Source organism: Streptomyces sp. NPDC048606 (assembly GCF_040650855.1).
In the GTDB taxonomy this organism is placed as follows: Bacteria; Actinomycetota; Actinomycetes; order Streptomycetales; family Streptomycetaceae; genus Streptomyces.
This window is the reverse complement of the sequence record NZ_JBEZIB010000007.1, coordinates 146,262-159,594: the sequence shown is the minus strand read 5'-3', so window position 1 is coordinate 159,594 and position 13,333 is coordinate 146,262. Positions and strand designations below refer to the sequence as shown.

The following is a 13,333-nucleotide window of genomic DNA, read 5'->3' as shown; positions in this document are numbered from 1 at the left end:
CGTTCTGTCACATCCGGACATGGCGAAGGCCCGTCGTGGGTGTTCGTGCGGACACCCACGACGGGCCTCACCGTCGGGTCAGCTGTTGGCCGAGACGTTGCCGGAGAGGACCGGGATGTTGTCCAGGATGTGCGAGAGCGGCTCGTCGCCCTTGGCCTGGGTGGAGTTCTCGGCGCACTGCTGGTTCTGCGGGTTGGCGAGGACGTTGACGTCCTGGACGCCGACGTTGGCGAGGATCGCCACCAGCGACTGGGCGTTGACCTTGACCGGCAGGCCGATGCAGGGCTTGTTCAGGGTGCCCTGGACCGCGCCGAGCTGCGGGCTCTGGTCGCCGTGGGTCTTCTGGTTGCCGTACGCCTGGACGGCGCCGTTGCCGTTGACGGTGTTGATCCCGTTGTCGTTGCCGATGGCCATGGCCGGGGCGGCTACGGCAGCGCCGGCGCCGATCGTGGCGGCGGTGGCTGCGGCGGTGACCATCATCTTCTTCAGCATGTGCGGGTATTCCTTCGCTGGAACGTTAACGGGCCCCTGGCAGGGGCGTTCGTCTCCGTAACGGGCGAGGGGCGCGGGGCGTGACGGTACGTCACCCGATCGCGCAACGGCCGTTGCCGCCGGACCGACAACCCGCAAACCCGACCGTGTGACCGGTCAACGCCCGTTGCGCTCCGGGAAGGTGAAGGTGTAGCCACGCTCCTTCAGCCACGGCAGGTACTCCTTGAGCGCGGCCACCGTTTCGCTGCGGTCGCCGCCGCCGTCGTGGAAGAGGACCGTCGGCTGCCTGGGCAGGTCGGCCTCGACGGCCGACACGATGGCCTTCAGGCCCGGCCGGCTCCAGTCCTTCGGGTCCACGCTCCAGCCCAGCGGTCGCATGCCGGCCGCGGCCGCCACGGCACGGCTCTCGGGCGTGAAGGCGCCGCCCGGCGCCCGGTAGTAGTCGACGGACACGCCCGGCACGGCCTTCTGGATCATGGCCTTGCCGTCGAGGATCTGTTGGCGCTGGTAGGCCACGGGCTTGTGGTCCATCGTGACGTCGTGGTCGACGGAGTGGTCGCACAGCTTGTGGCCGTCTGCGGAGACCGCCCGCACCAGCTCCGGATGGGCTTGCGCGCGGGTGCCGACCATGCAGAACGTGGCCTTGACGTGGTTCTCGCGCAGGACGCCCAGCACCTGCGGGGTCCACCGGGGGTCGGGACCGTCGTCGATGGTGATCGCGATGTCCTTGCCCGTTCCCTGGGCGAGCCGGGTGATGTCGAGCGGGACCGTCGCCGCGGCGGGCGCCGCGCCGGCCTCCCGAGCGGCCCGGGGAGCCGTGGCGGGCGCACCGGCCCGCTCGGACCTGGCGGCGGTCCGGTCCGCCGCCCGGTCGGGCGCCTGGTCGGCGGAGCCGCCCGGCGCGGCCGACGCCGGGGCGCCGGTCGCGGCCAGCAGGCCGAGGAGGGCGGCCGTCGTGGCCGCCGCGGTGGAACCGAGTCGACGCCGGCGGACGGAACCGACGGAACTGTTGTTGCTGCTGCCCATGGAGGCGATCTTCCTTCGCGTTCGGTCCCCCCGATGCGCGGTGCCGATCCAGGCTAGGAAGCCCCCGAGGGCTCCCTCTTCCTCCGATCGGCCATTTTCGTCCGACCGCCGGTCAGCGGCCGGTGAGACCACCGGCGAGGCGGTCCCACAGCGAGCGGGTGGCGCCGAATCCGCTCTCGTGCACCCACACGTGGGTGCACCCGGGGCACTGGAGGTGGAGCAGGCTGCCCGTGTTGGTGAGCAGGTAGCGCCAGTGCGTGGAACACGTACGCCGCTCCTCGCACGGAGCGCAGCCCCGTACGTCGTCACAGTTCGGGCAGGCCACCCAGGCCCGCCTGCCGGCGTCGGCCTGCGGATCAAGAGGCAGCACGGCCGTCCCCCCGCTCCGGCAGCACCCCGGCCGCGACCAGGTCGTCGTAGACCCGCTGCTGCTCCTCGTCGAGACCGGAGTACAGCAGGTCGTACGCGGCCTCCTCGCCGAGCAGCACCTCCACGGGATCCCAGTCGGGGCCCAGCGCGGCCATCACCTGGGCGCGTCGGAGGACCTCCTGGGCGCTGAGGTCGACCGCGAAGTCGACCAGGCCCGGGGTGTCGTTTCCGGAGCCGGAGGGCGGAGTGGGGGCGTGGGGGGTCATGCAATCGAAGTTAGGTAACCCTTTCTTCGCAGGTCAAGGGAGGGTGGGAAGTGTCACAGGCCGCGGGCCGTGCAGGTCCGAGGCCGTCAGCAGGAACAGGTGGGCCCGCGTCCAGGACTCCACGGCGGCCCCGTCGTCGTGTCCGGACAGGGCGGCCGGCACGGCGCGCACCAGAGCGGCCGCCGACGACAGGCCGGTGCGCTCCAGGGCGGTCGCGGCCCGGTCGAGCCGGTCCGGGCCCGCCCGGTCCGGCCGGCGCAGGCCCCGGTGCGCGGTGTCGGCCAGGGCGGCGAGCGCCTCGCCCAGCGCGGCGGAGATCGGATCCGGATCGGGGCGCGCCGCCGCCGGCGGCGGCGCGGCCGACGGCCCGGCGGGCGCCAGGTCGGGGACCGACACCGTCGCCCCGTGGAGCACCGCGAGCGGCTCGACCACCAGGGCGGCGCTCCCGCCCGGCCCGGAGCCGGCGGCCGGCCGGACGAAGCCGCTCACGTGGACGGGGCCGTCCCCGGCCGCCGCGAGCGCGCCCGCCAGGGCGTCGAGCCCGCCGGGCGCGTACGGGTTGTACGGCGCCGCCAGGACGGCCCGCCGGCCCGCCGCGTCGCGCAGCACGGCCTCCAGGCGCTGCTCGGCCGGGTCGTAGCCGAGTTGCTCCACGGAGTGCGCGACCAGGACGCGCAGGTCGTCGGCGGCCACCCGGGGCCGTACCGGCCGGGGCGGGCGGGTCCGCATCCGGTCCGCCTCGGCGGCGAAATCCCGTACGAGCAGGGGTTCGGGCAGGCCGGCCCAGGAGGCACCGAGCGGGGTGACGCCCGTACCGCCGACCCGCGACGTGCCGAACGTCACGGTGTGCCCGGGGGTACGGGAGGCGGTCTCGCTGACCACGTTCCCGGCGGCCAGCGCCCCGAGGGCGGCCCCGGCGACGCGCCGCCCCGCGAGCTCCGGACCGGTCAGGGCGGTCCCCCCGCCCCGCGCCGGGTCGGGAGCGAGCTCCCACCGGCGGTGCAGGACCAGCGTGGTGCCGGCGGCGGCGTGCGCGAAGTACACCCGCGCCGTACGGGAGAGCTCGTCCCCCGTGATCCGGCAGCCGAGCGCGGTCAGCCGCACCCGGCGCAGCGGGGTCGTGCCCGGTTCGCCCGTGCCGTGCCGGTCGGCGCGCTGCCGCGCGGCCACCTCGGCGAGGAGTTCCGCGAACCGTTCGGGCCGGTGTCCGGCGCCGCGCGAGGAGTGCTCGGCGAGCTGTTCGGCGAGGTCGGCGACGGCGTCGGCGGTCCAGTGCAGCCCGTGGCCGACCAGGTCGCGGTGCACCCTGCGCAGGCCCGCCACGACGACCGGGCCGGCGTGCGCCGCCCCGTCCAGCAGGAGGTCCGCGGCGAGGTCGGCGGCGGCCCGCGCCGTCTCGGCGGCGTCCCGGCGCGGCGCCTTCGGCCCGCCGGCCCGCACCTCGGCGGGCGGGTCCGCCGGGTCGGCGGCCAGCGCCGCCCGGAACGCCCACACGGCGAGGACCACGGCCTCGCCGCGGTGCTCGGGACGGGCGTCGGACAGGGCGTAGCCCAGCGCGCCCGGAACGGTGAACCGGACGGTGGCGGTCGCCAGCTCGGCCCGGGCCTCGGGCGACCCGGCGCTCGGGTGGGTGAGTCGGGCCGTGTAGCCACGGGCCAAGGCGCGACGGGCCGCCGTGACGGCCCGCGCCCCCAGCGCGGCGGTCAGCTCCTCGTCGCTCACGTCCCCGGGGGACCACACCGCGCCCGAGCCCCGGCCGCCCGGGGCGGTGACACCCGTGCGGGCGGTCGCACCTGCGGGAAAGCCGGCCTCGGCGGGGGCGGTGACACCTGCCCGGCCGGTGGCGCCCGAAGGGGCGGTCACACCTGCGGGACCGGCGGTACCTGCGGGAACGGTGGGATCTGTGGGGGAGGTGGTACCTGCGGGCACGGTCGGGTCCGTGGGGCCGGTGGCACCCGCGGGAACGGTCGCCCCCGCGGGGGCGGTGGCATCTGTGCGGCCGGCGGTATCTGCCGGGCTGGCGGTACCTGCGGGGCCGGTGGGATCCGGGCGGCCGGCGGTACCTGCGGGAACGGTCGGGTCTGTGCGGCCGGTGGCACCCGCGCGGCCGGAGGCATCCGCGGGGACGGTCGCGCCCGCGGGCACGGACCCCGGCGCGACCGCCTCGGGCGCCCGCGCACCGGGGCCGCGGCCGGCGGCGTCGACGTCCCCGCGGCCGGCCGCCCCGGCCTCCGCCTCGTACCGCGCGTCCGGAGCGGCCGGCGCGGCGGTCGGGTCGACGGGATCCGCGCCCTCCGCCCGCGCCGGGCCGTCGCCGGCGGTGGGCCGCGGGCCCTCGGCCCCGCTCCCCGCCCGGTAGGCGAGGACCAGGCCGAGCAGGTGGCGGCAGGCACCGATCGCGCCGCAGTCGCACCGGCCCAGGTCGAGGCCGGCGCCCGCCGGCAGCACGGTCTCGGTGCCGTCGGGATAGCGCCCCGTGAGGGTGCCGTCGGACGCGAGGCAGACCTCGGCGCCGGCGCCCGAGGCGAGTTCCCGCGCGGCGCGTTTGACCAGGCCCCGGTTGGTGAGCGCGGCGAGCGTGTCCGGGGTGAGGGCCAGGAGGTCGGCGCGCCGGCCCGCGCCGCCGGAGCCCGTCGTGGAACCCGCGCCCGGGGTCATCGGCCGATCCTTTCGGCGACGAAGGCGGCGAGCATGCCCGGGGTCATGGCCCCGACGTGCGCTCCGGCGTCGGCGATCTCCTGGGCGAGGTCCCGGTCGTAGGCGGGCGCCGCGTCCTCGTCGAGCGCGGCCAGCCCGAGCACGGTGCTGCCCTGCTCCACGAGCCGTCGTACGCCGCGCACCAGGCGGTGGCGGTCGCCGCCCTCGTAGAAATCGGTGATCAGGACGACGATGGCCCGCCGGGGGTTGTCGATCAGCCCGGACCCGTAGTCCACGGCGCGGGCGATGTCGGTACCCCCGCCCAACTGCACCCGCATCAGCAGCTCCACCGGATCCGTGACGTCGCAGGTGAGGTCGACCACCGCCGTGTCGAAGGCCACCAGGTGCGTGCGCAGCCCGGGCAGCCCCCACAGGGCGGCGGCGGTGACGGCGGAGTGGATGACCGAACCCGCCATGGAACCCGACTGGTCGACGAGGAGGATCAGCTGCCACCGCTCCAGGTGCGGGCGGGTACGGGAGGAGAAGCGGGGCCGCTCGATCGACAACCTGCGGTGCTCGGGCTGGTAGTGGGCCAGGTTCGCGCGGACGGTGCCGTGGAAGTCGAAGTTCCTGGACTGGGGGACGAAGCTCGGCCGGCGCGAGCGGGTGCCGGTGAAGGAGCGACGGATCTCCGGGGTGAGCCGGGCCAGCAGCTCCTTCACCACGGCCTCGACGAGCCGGCGGGCCAGGCGCAGCACCCGGGGGTTCATCAGGTGCTTGGTGCGCAGGACGGCGCGCAGCAGCGCGGGACTGGGGCGTACGCGTTCGAGCACGGCCGGATCGGTGACGATCTCGTGGATCCCGTACCGCTCGACGGCGTCCCGTTCGAGGCGTTCGACGCTCTCCCTCGGGAACAGCCGGTGGACGTCGTCGAGCCAGTCGACCGCCGTCACGGCCGAGGGGCCTTCGCCGGCCCGGCGCACGCCCCGCCGCTCCCGCTCGGGGTCGCGGCCGTACAGCCACTCCAGGGCACGGTCGCGGGACCGGCCTTCGGCGCGGCAGGGGCCCGTGTGCCGTTCGGCGGGGGCGCCGAGGATGAGCCGCCAGCGCTCCAGCCCCGGATCGGGCAGGGGCTCGGTCACGCCGGCGGTCGACTCGACGGGCGCGGGAGCGGGCGCGGGGTCGCGGTCGGGCGCGCGGTCGGGGGTGGAGGCGTGCGCGGTCATCGGGTCGCTCCCGTTCCGTACGGCTTCGTGGTCACGCCCAGGCCGTGGCGGTCCAGGAGGCTTCGCACGTCCGCCTCCAGGTGCCGGGCCCGGGCGATGAGCAGGGGATCGGCCGAGGTCCGCAGCAGCCCCCGGGCGGAGCCGCGCAGCCCGCGGCGTTCGATGAGCCTGGCCGCGATCCGTTCGCGTTCGCGGGGCGGGAACCAGGCGAAGGCCTGCCGCAGGGCGGGGAGTCCGGCGAGGAACTCCTCCCCGGACTGTTCGGTGACCAGCGCGTCCAGTACGCCGAGCAGCGTGCCGGTCGGAGCGCCCCGCTCCGCGGGACCGGCCGCTCCCGGCGCGGTCAGCTCCTCCCGGGCCACCGCGAACAGCCCGGCCAGCCAGTCGCCGAGGGCCGCGGTGCCGGCGACGGCGCGCACCGCGACGACGGGGTCACCGGCCGCTCGGACGCCGCCGCCCGTCTCCTCCAGGACGCGGCACAGCCCGAAGGCGCCGCCGCGCAGGTCCGCGGGCGCGGCCGGGTCGGCTGCGATCCGGGCGCACACGGCCGTCACCGCGGCCCGGTCGAGGGACACCAGCGGCGCCGCGTGCAGCAGGGCGTCCCGGACGCCGGTCAGGGCGCGCAGTCGTCCCCGGTCCGGGCCGCCGGAGCCGTGCAGCCCCTCGGCCAGCCACAGCACGCGCGTGACGGCCGCGTCCACGAAGGCGCCGAGCAGGGGGTCCCCGCCGACCCCGTACACCCGGTCGTGCCGCCACAGCCCGAGGGCGGTGTGCAGGGCCGCGCCGAGCGGGCCGGGGTCGGCCGCCCGGTCCACGGCGGCCCTCAACTCCGCGAGGAGCGGACCCAGGAGGTCCGTGGCCCCGCAGGTGACGGCGTCGAAGAGGGTGGCGGCGAGGGCGTCGGGCCCGGGGCCGGCGTCCCGGATCCGCTCGCCGAGGGCGCGGGCGGCGGCGTCCTCCAGGGTCATGCCGTACCCGGCCGCCTCGACCAGCGCGGCCTGCCGGCCGGCGGCGTCGGCTTCGGGCCGTGGCTCCCAGCGCTCGACGGACTCCGGGTCGCCGCCGTCCACCGGCCCCCGCGTCCGGTGCGGGCCGGGGACGCCGAGGACCCGCAGCCGGTGCAGGACACGGCTCGCGGCCAGGCCGCGGGGCTCGGTCAGACGCAGGGTCACGGCCCGGTCCACGTCCAGGCCGTGTGCCGCGAGCTGCTCGGCGACGTCGTGCGTGAGCGGCGGCAGGGGGGTGTCCGGGTGGAGCAGGCCTGTGCGCTCGCCGCAGCCGGCGGCCACCATCTCGACGAGGACCGGGTGGGTGCCCGGGCGCAGCGGGCCGCGCCGGGTCCAGGGCAGGGGTGCGTCGACGGCCTCGTCGAGGAGGGCGCCGGCGAGCCCGTCGAGCAGGTCCAGCCGGGCCGGGTGGCGGTGGCCGCGCAGCGCCGCCAGGCCCTGCGCGCCGGCCCGCGCCGAGACCAGCGCGGCCGTGGAGACGTGCTGCCCCCGGGCGCGCAGCCGCCGCGTGACGTCGTCCACGAGCATCCGTCCGGCGGCGCGGGCGCCGTGGTCCCAGAGGTTCTGGTGGTAGCCCGGCGAGGGCATGCCGGACTGGTAGCCGGTGAAGGAGTCGAGGCGGTGGAACGAGTACGGGACGAGGTGACTGCCGGCGAGCGCCCCCGGTGCCGGTCGGGGGAGCTCGGGAGGCTCCGACCCGGCGTCGTCCGCTGCGGTGAGGGCGACGAGCGCCGGGCGGTGGAAGCCGCCCGTGACGACGAGCACGGGCCCGGCGCCCGGCTCCGCCAGGGTGGCGCGGACCCAGGACGCCATGTACTCCTCGCGCGCCCGGTCCGCGTCGTCGGCCTCGGTGTCGCCGCGCACCACGTCGAAGTACAGGGCCAGCCGATCGGCGAAGCCGCCGTCCGGGAACCCGGAGGACTCCGGGGACTCCGCGCACTCCGGCTGCCCCGGGAACTCCGGGTGATCGCGGAACTCCCCTTGCCCACCGGCCCCCTCCGCTTCGAACATCCGGTCCCACAGGGCGTCGGGCGAGTCCACCCCGAACCGCTCGCACAGCCGGGCCGTGGCCCGTTCGTAGCGCACCTCGGCGTCCGCGTACCGGTTGGTGCGACCGGCCCAGGCGGGATGCCAGGCGGGCAGGTCGATGAAGCGGACCAGCGCGCCGGCGGCCCGCCCCTCGGTGAGCGCCACCCACTCGGGGGAGTAGGCGCAGAAGGGCGTCCACGTGGTGGAGGAGCCCTCCTCGTCGCGGTGGTGGCTGAACACGGCGATCGGCAGCCGGTGCCCGAGCAGCAGCTCGTCGAGCCGGTCGTTGAGGTCGACGGGCCCCTCCACCAGCACGTGGGTCGGACGCAGCGCGGCGATGGCGCGCGCGACCAGCCGGGCGCAGGCCGGCGAATGGTGGCGGACGCCGAGGAAGTGGGCGACCGGGGTGCTCACCGCCCTCACCCCGCCAGCAGGTGCCGGGCGGCGTACAGGTCCCGCCAGGCCGCCCCGGTGCGCCGGGCCGCGCGCTGTTCCAGGTAGCGGCGCAGTCGGGCCAGGTCCTCGGGGCTGTCCTTGGCGGCGGTGCCCGCCAGGCACGTCACCAGGTCGGAGGCGTCGCCCGGTTCGCCGCGCAGGAACCAGCCCCGTACGCCGACCGCGTGGGCGACGGCGACCGCCTCGGCGGTGCTCATCACGGCGTTCATCCGGTCGGAGCCGCCGCCCGGTCCGCCGGGCCCGCCGTCGGCGCCGGCCCGCAGTTCGCGGAAGGTGGTGACGAGGACCTCGATCACGTCGGGGTCGGGCGCCAGTGCCACGCCGGACGCGCGCAGCAGCGCGCTCGCCTCCGCCTCGACCAGCGCGGTCTCGGTGTCGCGGTCCGCGATCGGGAAGACCGTCTCGAAGTTGAAGCGGCGCTTGAGCGCGGCGCTCATCTCGTTGACGCCCCGGTCGCGCGTGTTGGCGGTGGCGATCACGTTGAACCCGTGCGCGGCGAAGGCCAGTCCGGCCTCGCCGGGCAGCTCGGGAATGGTGACCACCCGCTCGGACAGCAGGGACAGCAGCGAGTCCTGCACCTCCAGGGGGCACCGCGTGATCTCCTCGAACCGGACCAGCCGGCCCTCGCGCATCCCGCGCAGGACCGGCGCGGGCACCAGGGACCGTTCGGAGGGGCCCTCGGAGACCAGGAGCGCGTAGTTCCAGGAGTACTTGATCTGGTCCTCGGTGGTGGCCGCGCCGCCCTGGACGACGAGCGTCGAGTCGCCGCTGACCGCAGCGGCGATCAGCTCGGACAGCAGGGACTTGGCCGTGCCCGGTTCCCCGACGAGCATCAGGCCGCGGTTGGTGGCCAGCGCGACCAGGGCGCGTTCGACGAGGGAACGGTCGCCGACGAACTTCCGGCTGACACCGGTGTCCGGATCCCCGGCGACGAACCGCAGCGCCGCGCGCAGGCTGAGCCGCCAGCCCGGCGGCCGGGGCGCGTCGTCGGACTCCCGCAGCGCCGCGAGCTCCTCGGCGAAGCGGACCTCGGCGGGCGGGCGCTGGACGTCGCGGGCGGTCCCGCGCGGGTCGGGGCTCATGCCGTCAGCTCCGTCAGGTCGGCGATGACCTCCGAGGCCAGGACCGGGTCGAGGTCGGCGAAGGTCAACGGGTACGACTGGCTGCGCCAGTAGTCGCGGGGCATCGTGTCCAGCCAGACCGTCTCCAGCAGCTGGTCGGGGAACTCCCCGGCCATGCCCACGGCGATGCCCATGTCCAGGGCGATGACGAGGTACCGCTCCTTGCCCAGGCGGCGGGAGATCCACCGTTCCACCCCGGCGTCCTGCGGGACGCCCCGCGCCCAACCCCGCTTGGTGAGGCCGAGCAGCCGGCCGACGGGGACGGTGACGCCCTCGAACCGCGTCAGGCGGTGGCCCGACGACTCCTGCGCGGCGAGCGCGTGCACGGTCCGGCCCAACTGGGGGAACGGCTGCACGATCTCGTAGTCGGCGAAGAGCTCCGACCACGCGGCGAGGGCGTCCGCCCCCAGGTTCAGCGGGTGCGGCAGGCTCACGACGGCGTCGGGGCCCAGGACGAGGGCCTCGTCGTCGGCGTCGGCGAGGGTACGGTCCTCCGCGATCCGGAAGTGGACCGTCCTCCCGGCGTCCTCGGCCCGCCAGACCAGCCGGCGCGCCAGGTGCCACACCAGCGGATGCCCGGCGAACAGCTGCCGGAACTCCGCGGCGTCCCAGGTCCGGCCGTCGACCATCGCGGCCTCCAGGCGGCGCACCTGGTCGGCGGCGATCGCCCGTACGTCCTTCTTCAGCGCGGCGAACCGCTTGCGTTCGGCGGGCGCCAGCTCGGGGTCGTCCTTCACGCCCGGCTTGGGCAGGTCCCTCAGGCGCTTGCCGGTGGCGTCGGCCACGTAGGGGCGCAGCTGTTCGTCGAAGCCCACGGTGAAGCGGCGCGGACCGTAGTCCACGACGGTGGAACCGTTCGCGTCCAGCCCGAAGTCGGGCACCAGACGGTCGGCCAGCTGCTCCCCGGTCAGCCCGAGACCCGCGGCCACCTCCGCGATCTTCTCGCCGGCCCGGGCCTTGAGGGCCTTGAACTTCGCCCGCTGGGCTATGGAGTGCAGGCTGAGCAGGGCGGCGTCGCTGCCGATCGAGGCCAGTACCTCCAGGCCGTCCACGGCTCGGTGGTGGGCGCCCTGGCCCGGCCAGTCACGGATGACGGGGCTCAGCAGCCGGACGGTGTCGTCGTCGCCGAGGCCGCCGAGCTGGTGCAGGGCCCAGGCGTCCTTCGGGGGCATGCCGGCCATGCGCCACTCCTCGAACACCGCCCACCCGAAGGCCGCGAGCGAGCCCGGGTCGGCGATCTCGCGGACCTGCTCCACACCCGGGTAGAGGGCGCCGGGCGTACCGAACGCCAGCATGCGCAGCAGGGTGCGCGTGGCCTCCGCGGGCAGGGCCTCGCCGGTGAGGAGCCGTACCTGGGGCAGCGCCTCGGGATCGGCCCAGGGCCCGGGCGTCGTCGGGCGGGCCGGCAGCGCGGTCACCAGCGGGTCGACGGCGAGGAAGTCCGCGAGCGCCTCCTCGGCCTCGGGGCCGTACCGGGCCGCGGCCTCCCGGACGGTGTGCGTGCCGTGGGCGCCGGCGATCGTGCGCAGCGCCGCCTCGGCGGCCTCGCGGGCCTTGCCCGGCGCGCCGAGGGCATCGGGGACCAGGAGGTGGGCGGCGTCGCCGGCGTGGCGGACGAGCCAGGCGCGCCCGTGCAGCCCACCGGACTTCAGCCGGACCAGCCAGTCGGCCATCAGCCGGGCCACCCGCACGTCCACGTAGGGCTGGAGCAGTACGCCCATGGTGGCGGGGAGCCGGCCCGCGATGCCGAGGGCCATCCGCAGCGCGGCCGTGTCGTGGCGGGCGATCAGCGGGGTGAAGGTCGAGGCGCCGTCGTAGCTCCAGTCGGGGCCGTCCCATTCGGCGAGGAGCGGACGGACCACTTCGGCGGGACCGGCCCCGAACAGGGCCAGCAGGTCCCACGCGTTGTCCAGGCGCCCCGCCCGCCGCTCGGCGGCGAGCCGCTCCAGGTCGTGGTGGCGCGCCCAGGACACGAAGTCGTTGTCGACGGAGTTCCACTGTTCGCGCTCCCCGTCGCGCCAGCTCATCCGGGGCTCCGCGGGAGCCGTCAACCCGGCGACCGTACGGGGCTTGGCGCGCGGCCCGCCCCGCGTCCACGGCGGGCTGGTGAACACCTCGGGCAGCCCGGCCGGGTCGGCCGGCGGCAGGGCTCCCTCGCGGCGGGCCCACGGACCGATGAGGGCGGCGGCCGGGGCCGGCAGCCCGTCCAGTACGGACAGGGCCAGTTCGCGGTGGGCGGCGACGTGCGTGCGCAGCAGACGGCCGGCCAGGGCGGCGTTCGCGGAGGTGCCGCGGGCGGCTTCGGCGAGCAGCCGCATCGCGCGCACCGGGAAGCGGCGGACGGCCGTGGTCAGGCCGGCCCGCGAGGACTTGTCGTCGATGCGGTCGATCAGGAACCCGAGGGCTTCGTCACCGGGCAGTTCGGCGAGGACCTCGGACAGGTCGCGGATGGTCTCGGCGTCGAGCCAACGCCGGTTCAGGTTGTCGATGACCAGGGGCGTGAGGGCCGCGCCGAGGCCGTCGGCGGTCGTCGCGACCAGCTGCGCGGACCAGGCCCGCCAGCCGAGGTCGAAGCCGCCTCCGGGCAGGAGCGCGGCGAGCTGTTCGGCGGTGCCGAGCGAGGAGGCGAGCATGACGCGTTCGGCGTGGGAGTCGTAGCGGGCGGTCGCCGGGTCGACGCAGCACTCGGTGACCCAGTCCTGTTCGGACGGGACCAGGAAGGAGACGTGGATGCGCCGGCGCGGGCTGCCGCGCTGTGCGCCCAGTACGGCGACGGCCGCCCGGTAGTCCGCCTCGTCGGCGCACGCGAGCAGGCGGCGGGCGCGCTCCGCCACCGGCTGGGAGGGCCTGCCCCAGCCGCCGTTCTCGGGGCTCCGGGCGATGCCGGTGACGGTCACCTTGCCGTTGTCGCCGTACCAGCCCGGGGTCAGCTGCCCGTACTCCAGGGCCGCGCGGGCGGCGAACGGCAGCCCGTGGTCGAGCGCCCACGCGTCCACGAACAGCTCCGGGCCGAGTCCCTTCGCCCCGGGGCGGGCGAGGCGGGCCAGTACGGCGGCGCCGACGGGGTCGGTCGCGCCCGTCAGGTGCGCCCGGGCGGCCTCGACCAGTTCGGGATCGCTGTCGGCGCAATCCAGTACGTCGGTGATGTGGCCGATTTCCCCGTCGATCCAGGCCCGCGTCCGGGCGCCGGCTTCGGTGTCGGGGGCGGTGGGTCGGGGCACCCCGCCCCGGCGCGGAAGGACGTTCCGCTTCCAGGCCTCGGGGAGGACGAAGACGTCCTCGTCCCGGGGGAGGGCGGCGGGCGCGGGGGCCGCCGCGTCCGGCGCCGGCCCGGGGGTCGGTTCGGGCGCGGCGGGGGCGGCGGCCGATGCGCGGGGGGCCTCGGCGGGCGCCTGCGGCGCGGCCTCCCCGACCCGTCCGTACCCCTTCTTCTCACGGGTCGCGACGGCCTTGGCGAAGTAGGCCGCGGCCTCCTCGGGGGTGGCGAACTCCTTGACCTGTGACTGCCCGGTGGTGCCGGTCCGGCCGAAGCGCAGGCTCACCGAAGTGCCCTCCACGCCGCCCTCCCAGAACTTGGACGACGTGTCCCCGACGAACTCCCAGCGCTGCACGGCCCCTCCGCTTTCCCCATGTGATCGGTTGCCGGAACAGTAACGGTGCGTACTGACAATCCCGTGTCAGGGGTCCCGACCGGCCCCTTCCCC

Annotated in this window: 9 protein-coding genes; all 9 read right to left on the bottom strand. The window is 76.2% G+C overall.

The genetic code is table 11. From position 1 onward, the window contains the following. Window positions 1-78 precede the first annotated feature (78 nt). Window positions 79-492: a rodlin gene (locus tag AB0D01_RS10165; RefSeq protein WP_363054646.1), complete on the bottom strand. Its 414-nt coding sequence runs from the start codon at window positions 490-492 to the stop codon at window positions 79-81. A gap of 156 nt (window positions 493-648) precedes the next feature. Further along, entirely contained in the window at window positions 649-1,518 is an 870-nt protein-coding gene (locus AB0D01_RS10160) for a polysaccharide deacetylase family protein (protein ID WP_363054645.1), read from the bottom strand. Between the two features lie 112 nt (window positions 1,519-1,630). Further along, the gene (locus AB0D01_RS10155) at window positions 1,631-1,888 is read right to left on the bottom strand and encodes a hypothetical protein (RefSeq protein WP_363054644.1); all 258 of its coding nucleotides are present in this window, start codon (window positions 1,886-1,888) and stop codon (window positions 1,631-1,633) included. Further along, window positions 1,875-2,153 carry a DUF6400 family protein gene (locus AB0D01_RS10150; RefSeq protein WP_363054643.1) on the bottom strand — a complete coding sequence of 93 codons (279 nt, stop codon included), beginning with the start codon at window positions 2,151-2,153 and terminating at the stop codon, window positions 1,875-1,877. The genes AB0D01_RS10155 and AB0D01_RS10150 overlap by 14 nt, the downstream gene beginning before the upstream one ends. Before the next feature lie 33 nt (window positions 2,154-2,186). Further along, entirely contained in the window at window positions 2,187-4,811 is a 2,625-nt protein-coding gene (locus AB0D01_RS10145; RefSeq protein WP_363054642.1) for a hypothetical protein, read from the bottom strand. Beyond that, window positions 4,808-6,016, bottom strand: a complete 1,209-nt coding sequence (locus AB0D01_RS10140) for a VWA domain-containing protein (RefSeq protein WP_363054641.1) — start codon at window positions 6,014-6,016, stop codon at window positions 4,808-4,810. The genes AB0D01_RS10145 and AB0D01_RS10140 overlap by 4 nt, the downstream gene beginning before the upstream one ends. After that, window positions 6,013-8,466, bottom strand: a complete 2,454-nt coding sequence (locus AB0D01_RS10135; RefSeq protein ID WP_363054640.1) for a DUF5682 family protein — start codon at window positions 8,464-8,466, stop codon at window positions 6,013-6,015. Before AB0D01_RS10135 ends, AB0D01_RS10140 begins: the two co-directional genes overlap by 4 nt. A 5-nt stretch (window positions 8,467-8,471) precedes the next feature. Further along, window positions 8,472-9,590 carry an AAA family ATPase gene (locus AB0D01_RS10130; protein ID WP_363054639.1) on the bottom strand — a complete coding sequence of 373 codons (1,119 nt, stop codon included), beginning with the start codon at window positions 9,588-9,590 and terminating at the stop codon, window positions 8,472-8,474. Next, on the bottom strand, window positions 9,587-13,240 hold the full coding sequence (locus AB0D01_RS10125) for a DUF4132 domain-containing protein (protein WP_363054638.1): 3,654 nt from the start codon (window positions 13,238-13,240) through the stop codon (window positions 9,587-9,589). Before AB0D01_RS10125 ends, AB0D01_RS10130 begins: the two co-directional genes overlap by 4 nt. Window positions 13,241-13,333: the final 93 nt, after the last annotated feature.

Coding starts and splice junctions, on each gene's coding strand:
- AB0D01_RS10145 (WP_363054642.1), bottom strand. CDS start 4,811: ATGACCCCGGGCGCGGGTTCCACGACGGGCTCCGGCGGCGCGGGCCGG.
- AB0D01_RS10130 (WP_363054639.1), bottom strand. CDS start 9,590: ATGAGCCCCGACCCGCGCGGGACCGCCCGCGACGTCCAGCGCCCGCCC.
- AB0D01_RS10165 (WP_363054646.1), bottom strand. CDS start 492: ATGCTGAAGAAGATGATGGTCACCGCCGCAGCCACCGCCGCCACGATC.
- AB0D01_RS10160 (WP_363054645.1), bottom strand. CDS start 1,518: ATGGGCAGCAGCAACAACAGTTCCGTCGGTTCCGTCCGCCGGCGTCGA.
- AB0D01_RS10140 (WP_363054641.1), bottom strand. CDS start 6,016: ATGACCGCGCACGCCTCCACCCCCGACCGCGCGCCCGACCGCGACCCC.
- AB0D01_RS10150 (WP_363054643.1), bottom strand. CDS start 2,153: ATGACCCCCCACGCCCCCACTCCGCCCTCCGGCTCCGGAAACGACACC.